Source organism: Paraburkholderia phytofirmans PsJN (assembly GCF_000020125.1).
GTDB classification, from domain to species: Bacteria; Pseudomonadota; Gammaproteobacteria; order Burkholderiales; family Burkholderiaceae; genus Paraburkholderia; species Paraburkholderia phytofirmans.
This window is the reverse complement of the sequence record NC_010676.1, coordinates 3091681-3112320: the sequence shown is the minus strand read 5'-3', so window position 1 is coordinate 3112320 and position 20640 is coordinate 3091681. Positions and strand designations below refer to the sequence as shown.

17 protein-coding genes and 1 tRNA gene are annotated in these 20640 nt (G+C 60.8%); 10 read left to right on the top strand and 8 right to left on the bottom strand.

All coding sequences use genetic code 11. The features are described 5' to 3' along the window. Positions 1 to 48 precede the first annotated feature (48 nt). The 5 genes from dnaG (at position 49) to BPHYT_RS33515 (ending at position 7742) form a co-directional block, all read left to right on the top strand. Positions 49 to 1920, top strand: coding sequence for a DNA primase (dnaG, locus tag BPHYT_RS33545; RefSeq protein WP_012428569.1), 1872 nt, complete (start codon positions 49 to 51; stop codon positions 1918 to 1920). A gap of 91 nt (positions 1921 to 2011) precedes the next feature. Beyond that, the gene (gene rpoD, locus BPHYT_RS33535) at positions 2012 to 4417 is read left to right on the top strand and encodes an RNA polymerase sigma factor RpoD (protein WP_083772122.1); all 2406 of its coding nucleotides are present in this window, start codon (positions 2012 to 2014) and stop codon (positions 4415 to 4417) included. A gap of 153 nt (positions 4418 to 4570) precedes the next feature. Further along, positions 4571 to 4658: transfer RNA gene (locus tag BPHYT_RS33530), tRNA-Ile, on the top strand. Between the two features lie 828 nt (positions 4659 to 5486). Beyond that, positions 5487 to 5660 carry a hypothetical protein gene (locus BPHYT_RS38875; RefSeq protein WP_167315789.1) on the top strand — a complete coding sequence of 58 codons (174 nt, stop codon included), beginning with the start codon at positions 5487 to 5489 and terminating at the stop codon, positions 5658 to 5660. Positions 5661 to 6608: 948 nt separating this feature from the next. Next, the gene (locus BPHYT_RS33515) at positions 6609 to 7742 is read left to right on the top strand and encodes a porin (protein ID WP_012428566.1); all 1134 of its coding nucleotides are present in this window, start codon (positions 6609 to 6611) and stop codon (positions 7740 to 7742) included. Positions 7743 to 7880: 138 nt separating this feature from the next. Here the strand turns inward: BPHYT_RS33515 and BPHYT_RS33510 are convergent, their stop codons facing one another. Next, entirely contained in the window at positions 7881 to 9020 is a 1140-nt protein-coding gene (locus tag BPHYT_RS33510; protein WP_012428565.1) for a porin, read from the bottom strand. A 273-nt stretch (positions 9021 to 9293) separates the two neighbouring features. Here BPHYT_RS33510 and BPHYT_RS33505 point away from each other — a divergent pair, with 273 nt between their 5' ends. Beyond that, on the top strand, positions 9294 to 9647 hold the full coding sequence (locus tag BPHYT_RS33505; RefSeq protein ID WP_012428564.1) for a transposase: 354 nt from the start codon (positions 9294 to 9296) through the stop codon (positions 9645 to 9647). Between the two features lie 120 nt (positions 9648 to 9767). Here the strand turns inward: BPHYT_RS33505 and BPHYT_RS33500 are convergent, their stop codons facing one another. Both BPHYT_RS33500 and BPHYT_RS33495 read right to left on the bottom strand, forming a co-directional pair. Further along, positions 9768 to 11327 (bottom strand): methyl-accepting chemotaxis protein, encoded by a 1560-nt coding sequence (locus BPHYT_RS33500; RefSeq protein ID WP_012428563.1) that lies wholly within the window; start codon positions 11325 to 11327, stop codon positions 9768 to 9770. Between the two features lie 181 nt (positions 11328 to 11508). After that, positions 11509 to 12318 (bottom strand): Crp/Fnr family transcriptional regulator, encoded by an 810-nt coding sequence (locus BPHYT_RS33495; RefSeq protein ID WP_407669216.1) that lies wholly within the window; start codon positions 12316 to 12318, stop codon positions 11509 to 11511. Positions 12319 to 12409: 91 nt separating this feature from the next. On the opposite strand from BPHYT_RS33495, the gene BPHYT_RS33490 reads away from it, so the two are divergent. Then, positions 12410 to 14041: an acyl-CoA synthetase gene (locus tag BPHYT_RS33490; RefSeq protein ID WP_012428561.1), complete on the top strand. Its 1632-nt coding sequence runs from the start codon at positions 12410 to 12412 to the stop codon at positions 14039 to 14041. Positions 14042 to 14163: 122 nt separating this feature from the next. On the opposite strand, the gene BPHYT_RS33485 is transcribed toward BPHYT_RS33490, so the two are convergent. The 3 genes from BPHYT_RS33485 to BPHYT_RS33475 all read right to left on the bottom strand — a co-directional run bounded on the left by BPHYT_RS33485 (position 14164) and on the right by BPHYT_RS33475 (position 15824). Next, positions 14164 to 14388, bottom strand: coding sequence for a hypothetical protein (locus BPHYT_RS33485; protein ID WP_012428560.1), 225 nt, complete (start codon positions 14386 to 14388; stop codon positions 14164 to 14166). Between the two features lie 289 nt (positions 14389 to 14677). Continuing rightward, entirely contained in the window at positions 14678 to 14881 is a 204-nt protein-coding gene (locus tag BPHYT_RS33480; protein ID WP_012428559.1) for a cold-shock protein, read from the bottom strand. Between the two features lie 307 nt (positions 14882 to 15188). Continuing rightward, positions 15189 to 15824, bottom strand: a complete 636-nt coding sequence (locus BPHYT_RS33475; protein WP_012428558.1) for a LysE family translocator — start codon at positions 15822 to 15824, stop codon at positions 15189 to 15191. 465 nt (positions 15825 to 16289) lie between these two features. Here BPHYT_RS33475 and BPHYT_RS33470 point away from each other — a divergent pair, with 465 nt between their 5' ends. After that, positions 16290 to 16553, top strand: coding sequence for an H-NS family nucleoid-associated regulatory protein (locus BPHYT_RS33470; protein WP_012428557.1), 264 nt, complete (start codon positions 16290 to 16292; stop codon positions 16551 to 16553). Between the two features lie 154 nt (positions 16554 to 16707). Further along, positions 16708 to 17940: a serine hydrolase gene (locus BPHYT_RS33465; RefSeq protein WP_012428556.1), complete on the top strand. Its 1233-nt coding sequence runs from the start codon at positions 16708 to 16710 to the stop codon at positions 17938 to 17940. Positions 17941 to 18087: 147 nt separating this feature from the next. On the opposite strand, the gene pcaG is transcribed toward BPHYT_RS33465, so the two are convergent. Beyond that, positions 18088 to 18675 (bottom strand): protocatechuate 3,4-dioxygenase subunit alpha, encoded by a 588-nt coding sequence (pcaG, locus tag BPHYT_RS33460; RefSeq protein ID WP_012428555.1) that lies wholly within the window; start codon positions 18673 to 18675, stop codon positions 18088 to 18090. A gap of 3 nt (positions 18676 to 18678) precedes the next feature. After that, positions 18679 to 19383, bottom strand: a complete 705-nt coding sequence (pcaH, locus tag BPHYT_RS33455; RefSeq protein ID WP_012428554.1) for a protocatechuate 3,4-dioxygenase subunit beta — start codon at positions 19381 to 19383, stop codon at positions 18679 to 18681. Positions 19384 to 19491: 108 nt separating this feature from the next. Between pcaH and pcaQ the strand changes: the two genes are divergently transcribed. After that, a complete protein-coding gene (gene pcaQ, locus BPHYT_RS33450) occupies positions 19492 to 20475 on the top strand; it encodes a pca operon transcription factor PcaQ (protein WP_012428553.1) in 984 nt (327 codons plus the stop codon). The last annotated feature ends 165 nt before the right edge of the window (positions 20476 to 20640 follow it).

Genomic DNA, 20640 nt, shown 5'->3' with positions numbered 1-20640 from the left:
TTTCGACGGCGTGCGCGGCGTTGAGTTTTTAAGGCAGCGTCATTTACTGTGATTCCTCCGTCATTTCTGCAGGACCTGCTCAACCGCGTCGATATTGTCGACGTGGTCGGCCGGTATGTGCAGCTGAAAAAGGGCGGCGCGAACTTCATGGGGCTGTGCCCGTTCCACAACGAGAAAAGCCCATCGTTTACGGTTAGTCCGACTAAGCAGTTCTATCACTGCTTCGGTTGCGGCGCGCACGGTACGGCGATCGGCTTCCTGATGGAGCACGTCGGGTCCTCGTTTCCCGAGGCAGTCAATGAGTTGGCGCAGTCCGTCGGTTTGACCGTGCCAAACGAGGCGTCGCCCGGCTATGGCGGCGGCGGGTCCGGCGGCGGCTATGCGCCGGCAGCATCCAAAGCGGTCACCACCGCGCTTTCCGATGTCATGCAGACCGCCTGCGACTTCTACCGCAAGCAGCTACGCAGCGCGCCGGTCGCGATCCAGTATCTGAAGAAGCGCGGCTTGACCGGCGAGATCGCCGCCCGTTTCGGACTCGGCTACGCCCCGGACGGCTGGCAGAACCTCGAACCGGCTTTTCCGAACTACCGCGACGATGCGCTGGTCGAATCCGGTTTGGTGATCGTCAGCGAAAAGTCCGACGCTCAGGGCCAGAACCGCCGGTACGACCGCTTTCGCGAGCGGATCATGTTCCCGATTCGCAATGTGAAGGGGCAGGTGATCGGCTTCGGCGGCCGCGTGCTGGACGGCGGCGAACCCAAATATTTGAATTCGCCCGAAACGCCTTTATTTAACAAGGGCAGCGAGCTGTATGGGCTGTTCGAGGCGCGTCTGGCGATTCGCGAACAACACTATGTGCTGGTCGTGGAAGGCTATATGGACGTGGTCGCGCTGGCCCAGTTGGGCTTCCAGAACGCGGTCGCCACGCTCGGCACGGCCTGCACGCCGATTCATGTCCAGAAACTGATGCGCCAGACCGACACGGTCATCTTCAGTTTCGACGGCGATTCGGCCGGCCGGCGCGCCGCTCGCCGGGCGCTGGATGCCTGTTTGCCGCACGCGGCGGACAACCGGACCATCCGGTTCCTGTTTTTGCCGTCCGAGCACGATCCGGACAGCTACGTGCGTGAATACGGCACCGAGGCCTTTGCCGAGCAGGTCGAGCGGGCCATGCCGCTGTCGCAGTTCATGCTGAACGAGGTGCTGACTGGCAAGGAGCTTGATCAGCCCGAAGGCCGCGCCCGCGCGCTGTTCGACGCCAAACCGCTGCTGCAGGCGCTGCCGGCCAATGCCCTGCGCGCGCAGATCATGCATATGTTCGCCGACCGGCTCGATGTCCCGTTCGACGAAGTCGCCGCGCTGTGCGAGGTCGATTCCCGGATCGCGGCGGCGGCCCGCGCCGCGCCGGCCCGCAAAGACCGGCGCAGCGTGACGGGGATCGAGGAAAAAACGCTGCGCAATCTGGTGATGTATCCGCGCACCGTGGGCGTGCTGGATGAAGAGGCTGAACAGGCGTTGCTCACGGTCACGCGGCACGGTGAACTGTTCGAGGAAGTGACGACGCACGCGCGTGCGCTGGGCGATTCGGCGGAGTTTCAGCTGTTGTCCGACCTATTGCGAAACGGCGCGAACGCCCCAACTTTCGAGGAAATCTTTCGCAAAATTCTAGACTATGATGAAAACGTCCGGGATTTGCTGCTGAAGGACCCGGAAGATGCGACCGTCATCGAGGAACGGCGCGAGCAGGAACGGATCGTTGGAGAGGAACTGAAGGCGGCGATCCTGAAGATGCGGTACGACGCTTACTGCGATCGTCTCGAGCAGCTTTCGCGGCAATCCCGGCACACGCCGGAGGAGTTTGCGGAACTCTCGGAGCTCAATCGGAAGCGGGCTGACATGAAGCGCCAGCTCGGGCTGTAGGCGGAGCGCGGAGACCCTCGGTGCTATAATAAAAGGTTTCCAGCGGTTTGTTTTTCAAGGGTTTTCCTAGCAAAGGCGAAAAGGCGATGCGATGGCAAAGACTGCGGGCGGAACAACGGGCGGAAAGAAAACGACAGGCACGAGCTCCAGGGAGCCGACCAGAAAGGTCACCGAAGCCAGGTTAGTTTCTTCTGTCAGAAAAGCGTCTGCGGTCAGTGTTACACCGGTTGCCGCGAAGAAGTCCTCGACCACCTCGGCTGCGCGAGCGGAGCCGGTCAGGGCGGCGAAAGTCGTAGCAGTACCGGCCACAAAGGGGTCGGGTGTCAGAAGCGCAAGGGAAGCGGCTGCCGCGCAGGACGATGCGGTAGTGCGCGAGGTTCCAGTATCCACGGTTCAACCGGCTGGCGTCCACCAGCCGCGAGTCGAGACTACAGCCGGTACGGCGAACTCCATGACGAAAAAGCTGAACGAAGTACCCGTCGATGACGACGCAACCCAAAGCGAAGAAAGCCCCGCGGCTGCTGCTCCGGCCAAGGTGGAAAAGGCCAAGGCTCGCGATCGTCGTGCAAAGGAAAAAGCGCTGCTGAAAGACGCTTTCGCGTCGTCACAGCCGGGCACGGTCGAGGAACTCGAGGAGCGCCGCTCCAAATTGCGCGCGCTGATCAAGCTCGGCAAGGAGCGCGGCTTCCTCACGTACGCTGAGATCAACGACCACCTGCCGGACAACTTCACCGAGACCGAGGCGATCGAAGGCATCATCAGCACGTTCAACGACATGGGCGTGGCGGTGTACGAGCAGGCCCCGGACGCTGAAACGCTGCTGCTGAACGACAACGCGCCAGCGGCTTCGTCCGACGACGAAGTGGAAGAGGAAGCGGAAGTTGCGCTGTCCACCGTCGACTCGGAATTCGGCCGCACTACCGACCCGGTCCGCATGTATATGCGTGAAATGGGCACGGTCGAGCTGCTCACGCGCGAAGGCGAAATCGAAATCGCCAAACGGATCGAAGACGGCCTGAAGCACATGGTGATGGCCATCTCCGCATGCCCGACCACGATCGCCGACATCCTGGCGATGGCGGAGCGCGTCGCGAATGAGGAAATTCGCATCGACGAACTGGTCGACGGCCTGATCGACGCCAACGCGGAAGACGCGGACGGTTTCTCCGCGCAAGAAGCCGAAGCGATCGAGAGCGAAGACGAAGAAGTCGAAGAAGACTCGGAAGAAGACGAGGAAGAAGACGACGGCACGGCGCAAGCCACGGCTAACGCAGCGCAGATGGAAGCGCTCAAGCGTGCGTCGCTCGAAAAATTCGCGATGATCAGCGAATGGTTCGACAAGATGCGTCGCGCGTTCGAGAAGGAAGGCTACAAGTCCAAGTCGTATCTGAAGGCACAAGAGACGATCCAGAATGAGCTCATGACGATCCGCTTCACCGCGCGTACCGTCGAGCGTCTGTGCGACACGCTGCGTGCGCAGGTGGACGAAGTGCGTCAGGTCGAACGTCAGATTCTGCACACGGTGGTCGACAAGTGCGGCATGCCGCGTGCGGAATTCATCGCGCGCTTCCCGGGCAGCGAAACGGATCTCGAGTGGGCCGATAAGATCGTCGGTGAAGGTCACGCCTATAGCGCGATCCTCACGCGAAACATTCCGGCTATTCGCGAACAGCAGCAACGTCTGCTGGATCTGCAGGCGCGGGTCGTGCTGCCGTTGAAAGACCTGAAGGAAACCAACCGTCAGATGGCGGCGGGCGAACTGAAGGCGCGTCAGGCGAAGCGCGAAATGACCGAGGCGAACTTGCGTCTCGTGATCTCGATCGCGAAGAAGTACACGAACCGTGGTTTGCAGTTCCTGGACCTGATTCAGGAAGGCAACATCGGCCTGATGAAGGCGGTGGACAAGTTCGAATACCGTCGCGGCTACAAGTTCTCCACGTATGCAACGTGGTGGATCCGTCAGGCCATTACGCGTTCGATTGCCGACCAGGCGCGCACGATCCGGATTCCGGTTCACATGATCGAAACGATCAACAAGATGAACCGCATCTCGCGCCAGATTCTGCAGGAAACCGGTCTCGAGCCGGATCCGGCAACGCTGGCCGAGAAGATGGAAATGCCGGAAGACAAGATCCGCAAGATCATGAAGATCGCGAAGGAGCCGATCTCGATGGAAACGCCGATCGGTGACGACGACGATTCGCATCTGGGCGATTTCATCGAAGACAACAACACGGTTGCGCCGGCCGACGCCGCTTTGCATGCGAGCATGCGCGATGTCGTGAAGGACGTGCTCGACTCGCTGACTCCGCGTGAAGCGAAGGTGCTGCGCATGCGTTTCGGTATCGAGATGAGCACCGATCACACGCTCGAAGAAGTCGGCAAGCAGTTCGACGTGACGCGTGAACGGATCCGTCAGATCGAAGCGAAGGCGCTGCGCAAGCTGCGCCACCCGAGTCGTTCCGACAAGCTGAAGTCGTTCCTCGAAGGGAATTGATCGAAGCCGGCGTTGGTTGCAAATGATGTAGTGGTCTGCAGGGGCCTCGCGGTTGTTTCGCCGTAGCGAAGCGGTTGCGAAGGCCCCTTTTTCGTGTAGTATGTCGGCCAATCAGCGAATAGGCCCGGCCTTCACGACCGGGTCTTTTTTCTTGGGCCGGACGCCGTGCTGGTTGCAGGCAGCGGACTCATAATCCGCCTCCGAAAGGACATCGTCGGTTCGAATCCGACCCGGCCCACCATTGATGCAAAGAAAGGGTTCCGACAATGTCGGAACCCTTTTTGTTTGTGTGGCGTGAAGCGGCTATTGGGCGCGGCAATATGTCAGTTACGTTCCGCTGTTAAGCGGCGCTCCTTGGACTCCTATCCGGTCGGATAAAAGCTGGCCGTCGTGACATACGGGCGGCATTCAGACGCGCGTGTTAAGCCACACATTCCACGCGGCTGGAATATCGTCATTCCTTTTGCGTTCGTCGGCGCAAACTCCGTCCGGGTTTCGTCTCGTCATTCGTTGGTTTCCGTTGGCGCCCTGACGCACAGACCCTGTCGCAATGGCAGCGCTAATCTGAGTACAAGGCGGTCCGAAGTCCGCTCGGTGAGAGTGGCACGTCGTTTGCGTAAGCACGGCTTCCAAACCATATCAATAACGAGAACGACCATGCGACCTGACCACACCGCTGATGAGTTTGTCCAGACTCAAAACTTGTTGCCTACTTCGCCGGAAATCGAGCGCGCAGGTATGCCGCGACCGCGGATCAGCGCGTTGTCGCGCGTGACATTCTGTTTTGCGTGGCTGTTTGGGCTGGAGCCGTTCCTGACCGGGTCGGCCGGCGAGATGCCGCGCTCGCGGCTCGATCGTCAATAGTCTCGTGAGACACGGAGCGACGTACACAGTCGTGCGATTGGGTGTTGAAAGTTTCGCCGCTCATTGAGGCAATTTCTACAGCCGGACATCAATCGGTCGAGAGCGTCACGCGAAGGCCCCGGAGGACGACGGTAGCGCTAGACTGCCGGGAATAGTCGTTGCGCGATGAGCGTTGGGAGACATTCCCATGCTCAGGATGCTCATCATGCAAACCGATCCCACCATCGACCCCGTCGCCGATCCTGCCAACCAGCCACTCGATGAACCCGGCGAGCAACCGCGTCCATTGCCGGGCGAGTCGCCCGAGACCGATCCGCTCGCGCCTGGCGCTTCACCCGAGGACGAGGACGCGCTGCGTCGGTCGCAAGACAAGCCATAAGGCCGTGGTTGGGCGGAACTAGGGAAACTCCGTGTAAAAGAATGGCACGCTCGTGCCGTTTAATGAAGGTGGAAGGCTGTTCGATGTTTGCCATCCGCTTTCAGCACGGGTTTTTGTCACGCGGCGGTCGGCGCCGCATTTCACCTCCGGGCAATGCCCGCGCTGAAGGCTTTCCCTTCGACCGCTGCCTTTTTGAAACGCCTCAGTGGTTTCGGACTTCCCCTGAGGGCCTCCTGCGATCCAAATGAGACGCAGGGGAGTTGGTACGCACTTCTGCGGGGCTGTAAGCCGTCGCCTATTCCGCCCGGGCAGCAGACAAAGGCGGCGCATCCGCCGCGCGCACGGATTCTCAGCGCTATCGAATTGCTCTATAGCCCAGCGCCAGAATAAAAACATACCGTCATATTCAATCGCCCTCGCAAAAGAACTTATTGGTCAAGGCCAATTAACAGATGCTAATTCGAATTGAGTAAAGCGATCGCGGCAATTCAATAAAGTTCCCGGTTTTCCGAAATAAATTTACGGCGGGCGAATGCATGCGGCCAATTGCCTCCTTTCCGGGCAATCACACGCCTCTGATTTCTTAATTACTCTGACCCGATTGCGTCACGATTATTAAAACGCTGTTGCATGCGCACAACTGAATATATTGAGAAGTTGCAAATTACTTATGGCCACGGCAGGTGCGACATGCGCCTGTTTTGATCATAAACGTTGTAAAAACAAAGACTTAATGCGTGCGGCCATTAGATTGTTGCTGATTACGAAAAATCCTGTTGCGTGAATTGCCGACCTCGCTACTAGGGCGTCCCCCTACACTCACGCTTCGTTTCAAGGGTGCCCGACGATCCGGAACGGGTCGGTTGAAGGGCGGCAACAGGTGCGATGCACACGCTGCCGAGGCAGGTCCCGCTCCCCGCGTAAATTTATCGAACAGGAGTCCCACGCATGAAAAAGAGTCTCATCGTCGTTGCGGTTGCCGCATCGTTCGCCTCCGTCGCTCACGCACAAAGCAGCGTGACTCTGTATGGTCTGCTGGACGCGGGCCTGACGTACACCAGCAACGTCAACCACAACGCAAAGTGGGCAGCCGGTAGCGGCGGCATCAACCAAAGCATGTTCGGTCTGCGCGGTTCGGAAGACCTGGGCGGCGGTCTGAAGGCTATCTTCACGTTGGAAAGCGGCTTCAACATCAACAACGGCAAGTTCGCTAACAACAACGGCATGTTCAACCGTCAAGCGTTCGTCGGTCTGTCGAGCGCGCAATTCGGTACGGTCACGCTGGGTCGTCAATATGACGCAGCTCAAGACTACCTGGCACCGCTGACCGCAACGGGCAGCTGGGGCGGTACGTACTTCGCGCACCCGTTCAACAACGACAACCTGAACACGAACGGCGGCTACGCAGTCAACAACTCGGTCAAGTACTCGAGCGCTAACTACGCTGGCTTCACGTTCGGCGGCACGTACGGCTTCTCGAACCAGGCTGGCGCATTCGCAAACAACCGCGAATACAGCGTCGGTGCTGCATACCAGTGGCAAGGTCTGCACCTGGGTGCTGCTTACGCCCAGCAAAACAACCCGGGCGCAGGCAACACGGGTGCTTCGGACGGTTCGTACGTCAACGCACTGGCTGGCAACGTCGGCAACTTCCGTCAACGTGAATTCGGCGTTGCTGGTTCGTACGCATTCGGCCCGGCAACCGTCGGTCTGGCATGGACGCAATCGCGTTCGGACAACTTCGTGGGCGGTCAGCAATCGCTGCGCGCTAACAACTACGAAGTCAATGGCAAGTACAACCTGACCCCGGCTCTCGGCCTGGGCGTGGCTTACACGTTCACGGACGGCAAGGGCTACGGCGTTGGCGCGAACGGTGGTTCGGAGTCGGTGCGCTACCACCAGATCGGCGTGCAGGCTGACTACTCGCTGTCGCGTCGTACGGACGTCTACGCTCAAGCCGTGTACCAGCACGCAATGGGCGACGGCGGTGTCGCTTCGATCTACAGCGGCGACAACACGCAACTGCCGTCGTCGTCGAAGAACCAGACGGCTGCTACGGTCGGTCTGCGTCACCGCTTCTAAGCTTCAGCAGAAGCTGGTTGTTGTACAAAAAGGTGCCGTTCGCGGCACCTTTTTTTATGCGCGCGCGATTCGATGGCGGCACCCGGCGAGAATACCGGATGCCGCGCGGCTTACAGGGCACAGGCGGCCCTGCCTGATTCAGAAAATGGTACGCAGACCGAGTGCAACGCCGGTCTGGTTGTTCTTGCCCGGCAATTCGACCGAGGCCGCGCCCGATACCTTGTCGAAATCGACCGTACCGTACACCTCGGTGCGCTTGGACAAGGCGTACTCAGCCAACGCCACCAACGTATAGCGATTGCCGCTGCTTACTTGTCCGTTGCCGATTGCCGCGTTGGACATGTGGTCGTAGTACGCCGCGCCCGTCAACGTGAGCGCGGGTGTGGCCTGCCACGTGATGCCGGCGAACGGACCGTTGTCGACGCGGCCCGAGCCCTTCAGGATATCGACGCCGGGCACGAGCGTCTGCTGCGCCAGCGCGCTGTCGACGAAACCCGTGTCGTCTTTCGAATGTAGATAGCCGACATACACCTTCGCCGTGCTGAACGTATAGACCGCGTTTGCGTTGAAGATAGTCTGCTTGTGATTGCTGTTGTCGCTGTTCTGCTGCACGCCTCCCGCGACGCTCAACGGGCCGGCCACATACGACAGCGTGAAGCCGTACATCGTGCCCGCGCCGAGATGGCCCGGCACCCGGCCGGAGAAACCGCCCGCGCCGGTCGATTCAGAGTTGGTGCCGAACGAGTACATCGCGGCCATGGTCAGGCCTTTATACGTGCCGGTGTATTTCACGGCGTTGTCCGCGTAAAGCCCCGCGCCGAGCGCGCCCGGCAACCATGAATTCTCAAAGTAGTTGCCGACCGTGAGCGGGTCGTAGGTGTCGCCGAGCAGGTCGAACAACGGCGTCTTCTGACGGCCTAGCGTTAGCGTGCCGTATTGGCTGCTCAGGCCGACGTACGCGTTGCGGTTGAAGAGCCGCTGGCTGTCCGAGGCGGACCCGTCCTGCAGATTGATGCCGCTTTCCAGATCGAAGATCGCCTTCAATCCGCCGCCCAGATCTTCCGAGCCGCGCAGACCCCAGCGGCTATTGGTGATCGCACCGTTCGTCATGAACAGACGGCCATCGTTTTTGGCGTTGGAGTTGGTCAGATAGCGCACGCTCACGTCTGCGACGCCGTACAGCGTGATCGAGCTCTGTGCCGAGGCGTGCTCGGCGGTCATCGCGAGCGCGGCGCCACCCACGATGGCAGCGGTCTTGAGGAGTCTCATTTGTCTCATTGGAATGTCTGCTAGGTGGTTATGGTTTATTCATCGAGTCCGGCGTGTGCAGACGGGCCATGCGCCGGCGCGCCGATGATAGACCCGCACCCTCGTCGCGTGAAAAGTGCTTTAGCGCAATAACTTATTGCAGTTTCTAACCATTGCCCCGCGCTGTCTGACAAGAGTTAACTTTCGCGCAAGCGTGCTTGGGTTAGTCTGAAATCCATTGATTGATAGACGCTATTTCGCAGCGACGCCAGCCTGTATGCAGCAGCCGCGCGTTCTTACCGCATGGACAACTCCACTCGAAAGCCGCAGCTTCATTTGCCGACCACTTACGATCTGACTGACGAGCAATGGCATCGCATCGTCCCGCTGCTGCCGGAAATGAAGGCGCTTGGACCTCGCCGTGGGCGTCCCAGCATCGATATCCGCTGGGTGGTGAATAGCGTGATGTGGGTGCTGCACGCGCGCGCGCCATGGAGCACGATGCCGGAGCGTTACGCGCCGTATCAGACGGCGCATCGCTACTATCTGCGCTGGAAGAAGTCCGGCGTGCTGGCCGACATCGTGTTCACGCTGTTCGGAACCGATGCCATTCTCGAACGGCCTATCACGCGAAGGAGCGGCGTGCGTGCTGCGTAGATTGAAGCTTCGCAGCGACAAATAAAAAAGGCTGTCATCCGATTTCCGGCGACAGCCTTATTTTGATCGGTCAGGAGGTCTGCCGATCGGGCACGACGGACCGTGGCCCGTATGACCCGCTCACACAGTTTGCTCGACCTTGAACACGGCGACGGCATGTCGCAGCTGTTCGGTCTGCTCATCCAGCGAACCGGCCGCGGCGGCCGCCTGCTCGACAAGTGCGGCATTGCGCTGCGTCACGTCGTCCATCTGACGGATCGCGAGATTGACTTCGCCGATACCTGAACTCTGTTCCTTCGAAGCCGCTGATATCTCGTTCATGATAGCCGTCACACGGCGCACCGCGTCGACTACCTCGCCGATCGTGCTGCCCGCCTTGCCCGCGAGCGTCGAGCCTTCGCCGACTTGCGCGACCGACTGATCGATCAACACTTTGATCTCCTTGGCCGCGGTCGCGCTGCGTTGCGCGAGATTGCGCACCTCGCCCGCGACCACCGCGAAGCCGCGACCCTCTTCGCCGGCGCGCGCGGCTTCCACCGCTGCGTTCAGCGCCAGAATATTGGTCTGGAACGCGATGCCCTCGATCACGCTGATGATCTCGCCGATCTTGCGCGAACTATCGGTGATACCCGCCATTTTCTCGACCACGTCGTTGACCACCTGGCCACCGCGCGCGGCGATGCTCGACGCGTCGCTAGCCAGTTCGGACGCAGTGGCCGCATTGTCGGCGTTCTGCGTGACGGTCTTGGTGAGTTCGTCCATGCTGGCGGCGGTCTGCTGCAACGACGCGGCCTGTTCCTCGGTGCGGCTCGACAGATCCAGATTGCCCGCGGCGATTTCTTTCGAGGCGACGGTGATCGTCTCCGCCGAGTTCTTGATCCGCGCGACGGTGGACGCGAGTTGATTGCGCATCTCACGCAGCGAGAACAGCAGGCTCGACGTGTCGTCGCGGCGCAGTTCGATGCGAGTGGCCAGATCGCCGCGCGCGATCTGCATCGCAATCGAGGCCGCGGCGGAAGGCTCGCCGCCAATCGAGCGCGACACACTGCGCACCACGCGCGACGCCACGAACGACACGATCACGCCGAGTACCAGGAGCATGCCGGCCGAGCGTGCGAGCGTCGTGTAGAACTGCGCCTGAATGTCGTCCATGTAAGCGCCGGCGATGAAGTCCCAGCCCCACGGGGCGAAGCGTTTCACATAGCCGATCTTCTCGCTAGGTGTCGTTTCGCCGGGTTTGGGCCACCAGTAGCGCAGATATCCGGCGCCGGCCGCCGAGCCGCCGGCCTGAGCGATGTCGTGATACAGCGCGTTGCCTTTGGCGTCGCGGAAACCACCCATGTCCTTGCCGTTCAGCTTCGGGCTCATCGGGTGGTCGACCATGACCGAGTCGCTGCGCACGATCGTCACATAACCCGAGGCACCGTAACGTTGCGCATTGATGCGGGCGATCGCTTGTTGCTTCGCTTCGTCGACGGAGAGCTTGCCGGCGTCGGCCTGTTTCGCATAGTCCGCGACGATCGATACCGCCATGTCGGTGACGTCGGCCAGATCCGCGCGCCGTGCGTCCATTTGACCGTTACGCGCTTCGTACGCGTTCACAACGGTCACGATCAGGAGCGCGGCCCAGCACAGCAGCAACGGCACCCACAACTTCTGTTTCAGTGTCAGACGGTTCATTATCGGATTCGACAATACGTTGAGCTCGGAATAGGGCAGGGCTGCAATCTGCGCTGCATAGCTCGCATAACGGCGCGCGCGGCGCTTTCTTTATCCGATTGCTCAAAAAAACAGCTGAACGGCCGCGCGCGGGCGGCGGCCGAAACATGCGGAGCAAAAACGGCAGGCGGTGCGTTGGGTGCTAGAGCTGTTCCCGGCCGAACGCGCCTAGACGTTCGAGGTCGAGCACGTCGATCTGGTTGTACGAGAGGCGCAAAATCTCCAGCCGTTCCAGGTTTTGCAGCGCCTGGTTGATCCGCTGACGCGAAACGCCCGCCAACAGGCCGACTTCTTCCTGCGAGATGGCGAGGGTACGGCCGGTGTCGGGATAGAGATCCGGGTTGAATAACTGCGCGAGCGACTGCGCGACGCGCGCATCGACATCGAGCAAGCGGCTATTCTGGATCGACGCGATGAATTCGCCCATGCGGTTATTCAGTTGCCGGATCACGAATGCGTTGAACGGCAAGCTGGACGCGAGCAGCGTGTGAAAGGTATCCGACGGCACGAACATGACCAGCGAAGGCTGAATCGCCGCCACGTCGTATTTGCGCAATTCACGCTTGATTACGCTGCCTTCGCCGAACCAGCCGCCGGGCGGCACGCCGGACAGTGTGCAACTGCGTCCCGAGGGGCTATAAATGGCAAGTTTGATGAGTCCGGAATGGACGCCGATCCAGTAGTCCGACGGTTCCTGGCGGCGCGCGATCCACGCGCCGCCTTCCAGATGCTCCGCGTGCGCGTTCGCGAGGACCATGGACTGGTGCTCGGCAGCGAGCGCCCGGAACCATGCACAGGTGGCGAACAGGCCTGGCAGATCGGCGTGCGCAACCCGTTCCGGCCTGCGCGGGCGGGCATCGGCGGGGGCGGTGAGCGGAGCGTCGTTCATGGCAGCTTGCGGGTGTTTGGGCGGAAGTGAGTGCTGACGCGCCAAGGCGCGCCACTCTGTCATTTGAACGACAGACAGTTCACCATGACCATTGTTAGCCTAGTTCATCAACAGAATAATCGACGGCGCGGCCAGCGCCTCTGGAGACGATGCGATGAAACACATGTTCGAAGCAGGCCTCGAGCGCCGTGAGGCCAACTATGTCCCGCTCACCCCGATCGATTTCATCGTGCGCGCGGCGGAAGTCTACGGTGAGCGGCCGGCGGTCGTCCATGGGGAGATCCGCCGCAACTGGCGCGAGACCTACGAGCGCGCCCGGCGTCTGGCCAGCGCGTTGCAGCAGGCCGGCATTCAGCGTGGCGACACCGTCGCGGCCTTGCTCCCCAATATTCCTCCGATGATAGAAGCGCACTTCGGCGTGCCCATGGCCGGCGCCGTGCTCAATACGCTGAATACGCGGCTCGACGTATCGTCGCTGTTGTTCATGCTGCGCCATGGCGAGGCCAAGGCGTTGATCGTCGATACGGAGTACGGCGAGTTCGCGCATCGTGCCGCGCTCGAATTCCCTGACCTGCGCGTGATCAGCGTGGCGGACGCGATGCCTGCCGATCCTTCGCAATTTATCCGGGCCACAGACTACGAAGCGTTCCTGCAATCCGGCGACCCCGAATTCGCGTGGGCCATGCCCGCCGACGAATGGGACGCTATCGCGCTGAACTACACCTCCGGCACCACCGGCGATCCGAAGGGTGTGGTCTACCACCATCGCGGCGCGTATCTGAACGCGCTGAGCAATATCCTCGAATGGGATATGCCCAAGCACGCCATCTACCTGTGGACCTTGCCGCTATTTCACTGCAATGGCTGGTGTTTCCCGTGGACGGTGGCCGCACGAGCCGGCGTCAATGTCTGTTTGCGCAAATTCGATGCGAAGACAGTGTTCGATCTGATTCGCCGCGAAGGCATCACGCACTATTGCGGCGCGCCGATCGTGCAGAGCGCGCTCGCGAACGCGCCGGCGCAATGGCGCGAGGGCATCGAGCATCGCGTGTCGACGATGGTGGCGGGCGCGGCGCCCGCGCCTGCGGTGATCGCGAAGATGAAAGAGATCGGCTTCGATCTCACGCACGTGTACGGGCTCACCGAAACCTACGGTCCGGCCGCGGTCTGCGCGAAACAGGAGGAATGGGAGGCGCTCGACGACGGCGCACGCGCCGAGATGAACGCGCGGCAAGGCGTGCGCTATCACCTGCAGGCCGCGGTGACCGTGCTCGACCCGGACACGCTGACCCCCGTGCCCGACGATGGCGAGACGATCGGCGAGATCATGTTCCGCGGCAACATCTGCATGAAGGGCTATCTGAAGAACGAGCGCGCGACGGAAGCCACCTTCCAGGGCGGCTGGTTCCATACCGGCGATCTCGGCGTGCGGATGCCCGATGGCTACATTCGCATTCGCGATCGCAGCAAGGACATCATCATTTCCGGCGGCGAGAACATTTCGAGCATCGAGGTCGAAGACACGCTGTACCGTCACCCCGCGGTGTCTGTAGCAGCCGTGGTGGCGATGGCCGATCCGAAGTGGGGCGAGGTGCCGTGTGCCTTCGTCGAGCTCAAGGAAGGGGCTCAGGTGAGCGCGGAAGAGATCATTGCGCACTGCCGGCTTTTTCTTGCGGGATACAAGTTGCCGAAAGCGGTGCGTTTCGGCGAATTGCCGAAGACATCGACGGGAAAAATTCAGAAGTTCGAACTACGCGCGCGGATCAAAGCGGAAGACAAGCCATGATGCGATGGTAAGGCGTGGCGAATGGCACGCCTCTTGGCGGTAATACGTGCCGCGGGACAAGCGCACGTGAGCGCGTGGATCACGTGCGCGTCGTGGCGCAGGATCGCACGCCGATCGCGCGCTTAGCCGCGCGTGTCGACCCAGTGACGTGCCCAGCGTGCCGAGTGCTGCAGCGCCTGTTCTTCGTTCTTGAAGTAGTCGAGCGAATAGAACTGGTAGCGGCCTTCGGTACGCGCGCTGTCGGCGCGTTCGAGCAACAGATTGGAAGAAAAAGTGCCATCGGGCAGACGGTGCGCCGAGGGTTTGACGGCATAGCCGTTGTAGTGATGAATATGTTTGTTTTGCATTTTATATTTTAATGATGTTCGAGTGCGCGCCTGCCTTGCGGACCCTTGCAAGAGTCGCGCGGACGAGCTGATTCAAGCCATTGCGAGCCGAATCCTGACGCAGTCGGAAAGCGAAAAATGGGCGTTGAAGCCGGAGGGGAGAATGAGGTGCAACGAGGCGTTTGGCGCTCAGGCAAGCTGCTTGAATGACATGCAGCTCAAAGCGATACGCGCCAACTGTGGGAGACAAAGCTCCGCGAGGATGTCGCTGCAGCCCGATGTCCGTTGCCGGACACCGAGCCCTTCAAACTTACAGCGGCTTGATGTTAGCCGCTTGCAGACCCTTCGGGCCTTGCTTCGTTTCGAAGCTCACTTTCTGATTCTCAGCCAGCGTCTTGAAGCCGTCGCCGCTGATCTCGGAGAAGTGCGCGAACAGGTCGTCGCCGCCCTTGTCCGGGGTGATGAAGCCAAAACCTTTGCTGTCGTTGAACCACTTAACGGTACCGGTATCCATGAAGAATCCTTGAGGTAAAAATTAGAGAAATGTGCTCTGTGAAAGAGCGTGTGAAGCGTCAAGGAGGGAGAGGACAACGAATACCGCTGAGGGAGCGAGACATTGATGAACAGCAATCGAACTTCTTGAACTTCGGACGCAACAGTAACCGCCGGGGTATGCCAGCGTCAACACTTAACTTGTAACTGTTTTTGCCGGACGCGTCGCGCGGCTTGCGCTGAACTCGTACCGATAGGGCGCCGGTTCCCGGCCCGCCACGCCGTGCGGTTCTGCGCGGCAAGCCATTCCAGCGGCAACGCGTTTCAGATCAGATGCCCACTTTGTGCGCCGTCAGAATCAGACGCAATCCGAGCGCGGCGACTGCGATCGCGGCGACGCGATCGACCCAGGCTTTCCATTGCAGATAGATTTCACGCGGCCGCTTGCTCGAAAAACACAACGCGACGACGGTGTACCAGCCGGCTTCGATCGCGAAGATCGCGGGCGGCAATGCAAAGTAGCACCACAGCGGCGGATGTTGCGGCAGCAGCGCCGCGAAAATGCTGCCGTAATAGACGGCTGTCTTCGGGTTGCTGAGTTGTGTGCTCAAGCCGATCCAGAACGATTTGCGAGCATTGCCCGAAACCGCTTGCGAGGCATCGAACGCAAGCGGTTTGGCCGCGCCGCGCCAGATTTTCGACGCGAGGTAGATCAGATACAACCCACCCGCCACTTTCAGGCCGACATAGAGCCATTCGACGCTCGCCAGCAAGGTATAGAGACCGAGCAACGCGATGCCGCTAAAGAACACGCCGCCGACGCCCATGCCGAGGGCGGTAGCGAGCCCATCGCCGCGCGACAATCCGATCGCATTGCGGGCGACGATCACAAAGCTCGGTCCCGGACTCATGGCGCCTAACAGCAGTGCGGCCAGGATGGTGATGATGGCGGTTGAAGCGGTCATGGTCGAGTGTCTCCTATGCGCGAGCATGCTATTCAGTGAACATAACATGAGAGAAGGGGATTTGCTTCTTTGCACTTGCTGCGCACGCATTTCTTGTCGATGAGTATTGCCGCTTCTACTCGCCGTCTGGATAACCCGACGGGAATTGAAAAGCGCTGCATCGCGGACTAACAATTCGTTGCTGCAAGCAAAAGAAATTGGATGCTAGAATCGCTTTCCATACGCTGAAGCAGCCCCGAACCGCGGGGCGAGACACGAGCGCAATTCGATCCGGTTGCCGCCGAATCCCCCGTAATCCAGGATTTATTGGGCATGATTTCCAGGTGCGAGTTTTCCCGCATCGGGAGAGGCATCGCGAGTTCGATTCGCACTTAAGCCATCTGAATCACGCATAGGCTTCGCGTTTTTTAGCGAAGCCTTTTGCTTATCTAACGCGAGCATTATTAGCCGCGACACTGGTACGTTATGAAAGAGCTTGGGGAACAACGGCAGCTCGACTTCGACGGGAATGCGCGTGAGCGCCTGGTCGCATGGATCCGCCGACGCATGGACGAATACGGCATTACGATAGAAGCGCTCGCCGAAGCGATCGAAGCCGATGCGGCCGCGACACGGGCCGTGATGTATCGCGACGCCTACGGTAATACATGGGACGGTCACGGTGATAAACCGGACTGGCTCGCGCGTGCAATTTACGCTGGGCAGAACATCGATCATTTCCGTTGCTAGGAAGGGCGTCTGCGGCTTGCGCGCGGATGTCGCATAGCCAGTCGGCGCGTTCCTTTGCCGTTGATCGCGTGCCCGATCTGCCTTAAGATCGGCGGGTCGTTGCCGATTCCGTGCCCATTCATGCGGGCGCATGCGGCACAGAACTGGAAGCTGCATGCCGTACGGTCATCGAACTCCTTCATCTGAATTTCCAGCTTTTCGTTTTCCTGCATGGCTCCGCTGTCTCGCGGTATTCGGCTTGTTGTGGCTGAATATCGGCTGGTCGTTTGGTGCGGCCCACGAGCCGGCACGGCAGCCGTCAGCGCGCGCGAGCCAGCACGTTGAGCCGTCCACCAGGCGCACCTCCAAGGCGAAAGCACAACGCTCGAACAAAGCGAAGAAGCCGACCGCCGGCAAGACTCGGCGTCGTTTCGCACACAAGCGCAAGCACGTGGCTAGCCCCGAGCGGACGATGCATGTCAGCAAAGTCACGCCCAAACATCGCCGGCAAGCTGCGCGTAATGCGCGGGACACACGCGGCGTGAGAAGGCCCGCTGCGTTGGCTGCAAAGGGCAATCCGCAACGTGCGTCAGCGTCGCGCGCCGCGATGTCGCATAAGGGCCCTCGTTTATTGGCGCGCTGCGGCTATACGCCCAAATCCCGCGCTTTGCTTCGCGCCAGATCCGTCTACGTCGTCGACGAACGAACGCAAACCGTGCTTGCCGAAAAGCAGGCGGACCGCGTCATGCCAATCGCTTCGGTATCCAAACTGATGACGGCGGTTGTGGCGCTCGATGCAAAGCATGCATTGAACGCGCCGCTCAACGTCACGGTTCAAGACCAGGATTTCGACAAATTCACGGGTTCGCGTTTGAGTGTCGGCTCGACGCTGTCGCGCCATGACATGCTGCATATTGCGCTGATGTCGTCGGAGAATCGCGCTGCGGCCGCGCTCAGTCGCGATTACACGGGCGGCCGTCCGGGTTTCGTGGCGGCGATGAATGCGAAGGCGCGCTTGCTCGGTATGCGGCACACGTCCTTTGTGAATGGCACGGGTTTGTCGGCGCAGAACGTTTCCACCGCGCGCGATTTATCGTTGCTGGTCGCCGCGGCCAGCCGTTATCCGCTGATTCGCGCTTATTCCACTGATCGCGATCAGGTGGTCTTACCCGGCGGCGGGCGAGCGAGCCTGAGTTACCACAACTCGAATGCGCTCGTACGAGGCGGCGACCGCTCGATCGTGCTGCAGAAAACCGGCTTCATCAACGAGGCCGGGCACTGCGTCGTGGTGCGAATGAAGGTGCACGGCAGGCCGGTGGACATCGTGGTGCTGGGCGCACCAGGCGCGCACGATCACATCGCCGACGTGGCGAGAATCAGCCGCTGGCTGCATTGTTCGCTGCGGTAAGCGGTATTCGTCAGACGAGACAGGCAGAAAAAGCCAAAAAAAAGCCCGCGCAAGGCGGGCTCAACTACTCGGAGTTTCGCGATCCAGTCGCTAGAAGGATCACAGTCAGTGTATGTGAAAGCTATATGAAAGTGTAGAAAAACCGCATCAAAGATCGAAAAATACGGTTTCCTTAGCGCCTTGCATGTGGATATCGAAGCGGTAAACGTTCGCCACATTCGGCTCGCGGCGCGCGATCAGCGTCTCGCGCCGCTCCGCCGGAACCGCCGCCAGCACGGGATCCTTCTCGTTCGCCGCGGCTTCGTCCTCGAAATAGATGCGCGTGAACGTGTGCAGCAGCATGCCGCGCATGGTCAGGATCACATTCAGATGCGGCGCTTCGTCCGGACTGGCCCGGCCCGGTTTCACCGTTTCCACGACAAAGCGTTTGTGCGGATCAGTGCCGGTGCCCACGCGCGCAAAACCGCGAAAGCCGGTCTTCAGGATTTCCTCGCGCGACTCCGGGAAGTGACCGTTCGAGTCCACTTGCGACACTTCGAGCATGGCGTCGCCAATGACGTTGCCGTCGCCGTCAAATATTTGCCCGACCAGCGTGATGTGTTCGCCGGCCGCTTCGCGGTCAGCCAGAACCGGAGTGAACAGGCTCTTGAAGTCGAAATCGTACTGCTGCGGGCACAAACCGTACGCGAAGTACGGTCCAACCGTCTGCGAAGGCGTTTGCTTGAGAGTGGTCATGGCTTAGCGCTCCATCGGAGTTTCGTTGCGGCCGCGCAGCACGATGTCGAAGTCGTAGCCGAGCGCATAGGCCTCTTGCGTGGTGTCGAGCGAGAAATCCGCGATCAGGCGATCACGGGCGTGCTCCGGCGTGCCCTGAAAGATCGGGTCGAACGCCAGCAGCGGATCGCCGGGGAAGTACATCTGCGTGACGAGGCGCGAGCCAAAATGGTCGCCGAAGAGCGAGAAGTGGATATGGTTCGGACGCCACGCGTTTGGATGGTTGCCCCACGGATACGCGCCCGGCTTGATCGTCAGGAAGCGATAGCGGCCTTCGTTGTCCGTGATGCAGCGCCCCGCGCCGAGGAAATTCGGGTCGAGCGGCGCGTCGTGCTGATCGGCCTTGTGCACATAGCGGCCGGCGGCATTGGCTTGCCAGATTTCGACCAGCGTGTTGCGCACCGGGCGGTTGCCTTCGTCGAGCACACGGCCCGTCACGATGATGCGCTCGCCGAGCGGTTCGCCGTTACGCACGGCGTTACGCGTCAGATCGTGATCGAGCGCGCCGAGGTCGTCGGTGCCGTAGACCGGCACGCGCTGGTCGCGCAGCTTTTCCTTCAGCGGAATCAGCGGAAGCGTCGGGCCGCGTTTGACCGACGAACCGTAGCCGGGGTAGACGTAAGGCGGATGGGACGGGAAGTCGCGCGCGCTGAGAGAGGAATCGTCCATCTGTGTCTCCTTCGAGGAATTGTGGGATACGACGTTATGGAGAGACTTTATCCAACCTAAGAGGTTATGCAAAATGACGTTTTCGCCCTTTTCGTATAACCTGCCGTTATGCAACGCAGCCTCGCGGACAGCCGCGTCAAATTCCGTCATCTCCAGTGCTTTCTGGCCGTCGCGCAGTTCGGCAGCGTCCAGCGGGCGGCCGACAGCCTGTCGATCACCCAGCCCGCGGTCTCCAAGACGGTGGCCGAACTGGAAGCGATTCTCGGCGTGAAGCTGTTCGAGCGCGGCCGCCACGGCGCCGTGCCGACCCGCGAGGGGCAACTCTTCATGCCGCACGCGAGCGCTTGCGTCAGCGCGCTGCGCCAAGGCGTCGATCTGCTGGCGCGCGCGGAAGGCGCGGCCGCCGCCACGCTGGAAATCGGCATTCTGCCGACCGTCGCGGCGGCGTTGATACCGCCGGTGCTGAAGCGGTTCGCCGCGCTCTGGCCGCGCGTGATTGTGCGCCTCGCGACGGGCGCCAACCCCGAATTGCTCGAGCGCCTGAAAGCGGGCACGATCGAATTTGCGATCGGTCGGCTGGCCGATCCCGAGCGGATGGTCGGGCTCAGTTTCGAGCAGCTGTTTAGCGAGCCGTTGATTGCGGTGGTCCGTGCCGGGCATCCGCTGGCAACGGGCGCGGGGTTGCCGGCCGCGTCGCTCGAAGATTTTCCAGTGGTGTTGCCGCCGTTCGGCACATTGATCCGGCAATCGGCGGACAGTCTGTTGAGCGCTTGGGGCGTGCCGCCGTTGTCGGCGTTCATCGAGGTATTGTCGGTTTCGACGGGCCGCGCGTTGACGCTCGAGAACGGCGCCGTGTGGTTCGTTCCGCTGAGCGCAGTCGAATACGAACTGGCGCAAGGCATGCTGGTACGTTTGCCATTGCCCTTCGCCGGCACTGGCGAGCCGGTGGGGTTGATCCGGCGCTCGGACACGCAGCCGTCGCCGGTCGGGCGGGCGTTTATCGAGGCGGTGCGTGAAGTCGCGCAGCAGCGCATGGCTTCGAGTGCGGATAAGGCGACAGGAAAAAGGGCGCAGAAGCGGAGCCGTAAATAGGGCGTTTCGTCCTCGATCGTGAGTGCCTGGTAGCGCTAGGCGCGGGCCGGCGCCGTCGAGTGAACCATTCGGTACAAAATGAAGGTTGCGAACGCCCGGCTACCCGGTGTACAAACACGGTGCAAAAGCCGTCGCGGACCGCGATGCCGCGGCACGCCACGCATG

Bases quoted from the DNA above. Each gene is read 5' to 3' on its own strand.
- rpoD (WP_083772122.1), top strand. From the start codon at position 2,012: ATGGCAAAGACTGCGGGCGGAACAACGGGCGGAAAGAAAACGACAGGC.
- BPHYT_RS38875 (WP_167315789.1), top strand. From the start codon at position 5,487: ATGCAAACCGATCCCACCATCGACCCCGTCGCCGATCCTGCCAACCAG.
- BPHYT_RS33515 (WP_012428566.1), top strand. From the start codon at position 6,609: ATGAAAAAGAGTCTCATCGTCGTTGCGGTTGCCGCATCGTTCGCCTCC.
- BPHYT_RS33510 (WP_012428565.1), bottom strand. From the start codon at position 9,020: ATGAGACAAATGAGACTCCTCAAGACCGCTGCCATCGTGGGTGGCGCC.
- BPHYT_RS33505 (WP_012428564.1), top strand. From the start codon at position 9,294: ATGGACAACTCCACTCGAAAGCCGCAGCTTCATTTGCCGACCACTTAC.
- BPHYT_RS33500 (WP_012428563.1), bottom strand. From the start codon at position 11,327: ATGAACCGTCTGACACTGAAACAGAAGTTGTGGGTGCCGTTGCTGCTG.
- BPHYT_RS33495 (WP_407669216.1), bottom strand. From the start codon at position 12,318: ATGACAGAGTGGCGCGCCTTGGCGCGTCAGCACTCACTTCCGCCCAAA.
- BPHYT_RS33490 (WP_012428561.1), top strand. From the start codon at position 12,410: ATGAAACACATGTTCGAAGCAGGCCTCGAGCGCCGTGAGGCCAACTAT.
- BPHYT_RS33485 (WP_012428560.1), bottom strand. From the start codon at position 14,388: ATGCAAAACAAACATATTCATCACTACAACGGCTATGCCGTCAAACCC.
- BPHYT_RS33480 (WP_012428559.1), bottom strand. From the start codon at position 14,881: ATGGATACCGGTACCGTTAAGTGGTTCAACGACAGCAAAGGTTTTGGC.
- BPHYT_RS33475 (WP_012428558.1), bottom strand. From the start codon at position 15,824: ATGACCGCTTCAACCGCCATCATCACCATCCTGGCCGCACTGCTGTTA.
- BPHYT_RS33470 (WP_012428557.1), top strand. From the start codon at position 16,290: ATGAAAGAGCTTGGGGAACAACGGCAGCTCGACTTCGACGGGAATGCG.
- BPHYT_RS33465 (WP_012428556.1), top strand. From the start codon at position 16,708: ATGCCGTACGGTCATCGAACTCCTTCATCTGAATTTCCAGCTTTTCGT.
- pcaG (WP_012428555.1), bottom strand. From the start codon at position 18,675: ATGACCACTCTCAAGCAAACGCCTTCGCAGACGGTTGGACCGTACTTC.
- pcaH (WP_012428554.1), bottom strand. From the start codon at position 19,383: ATGGACGATTCCTCTCTCAGCGCGCGCGACTTCCCGTCCCATCCGCCT.
- pcaQ (WP_012428553.1), top strand. From the start codon at position 19,492: ATGCAACGCAGCCTCGCGGACAGCCGCGTCAAATTCCGTCATCTCCAG.